General features: G+C 30.2%; 1 protein-coding gene. It reads right to left on the bottom strand.

Annotated elements, in window-relative coordinates; translation table 11 throughout:
- Positions 1 to 473 precede the first annotated feature (473 nt).
- Positions 474 to 830: cation:dicarboxylate symporter family transporter (locus tag GQX97_RS12785; protein WP_157152257.1), on the bottom strand; the 357-nt coding region annotated here is incomplete at its 5' end.

Here is an 830-nt window from a genome sequence, read left to right as displayed (position 1 = left end):
ATTTGCTTTACAAGATAGTTTTGGTACTGCTTGTAATGTTACAGGAGACGGTGCTTTGGCTTTAATACTTCAAGGTATATTTAGAAAGAATAGTTAAATTATTAATTTATAAAATAAAAGGGGCTTAAATAAATATTTGGGCCTCTTTTTTTATGTATTAAAAATTTTTCTTAAAACCCCGCCCTTTATATTCATATGCTTATTTAWAATATTYAGTTTTTATTAATCTTGTTACTTATTTAAAAAAGCACRCCCGCCCAAGTTGTTTTTAAATTTAAAAAATATATTCATCGCACGGTGAGCTAAATTTAAAATATAATRAAATTAACAATATAATTTTTATAATATACAAGTGATTGTTTACCGTGCGTTAAAAAAACTAAACTTTAATTATATAAGAAATTCATATAAACAAAAAGGGCAGCTTCTCTTTGAAACCACCCTTTACATAATTGATTATAAATAATTTTATTTTAAGCAACAGCCTCTTTTTTAATTTTAGTCTTGTAGAACCAATCAACAAATACWGCTATAGCATTGTCTCCAGATACATTAGCAGCAGTACCGAAAGAGTCTTGAGTTAAGTATAAAGCAATCATTAAACCTTGTAACTCTTCTCCAGTAATACCAATCATATAGAAGAAAGGCAAAGCACTCATAACAGCACCACCAGGAGCACCAGGAGCAGCAACCATAGCAATACCTAACATAAGTACGAAAGGAAGTATTGAGCTATAAGTTGGGTTTTGACCAAGTATGAGTATACCAGCAGTAGAACAACAAGCTAAAGTAATCATAGACCCAGCTAAGTGTATCCCAGCTAAGTGTAT

The sequence above is a fragment of the Brachyspira sp. SAP_772 genome, assembly GCF_009755885.1.
In the GTDB taxonomy this organism is placed as follows: Bacteria; Spirochaetota; Brachyspiria; order Brachyspirales; family Brachyspiraceae; genus Brachyspira.
The sequence above is the reverse complement of the archived record's forward strand: the minus strand, read 5'-3'. Positions and strand labels throughout refer to the sequence as shown.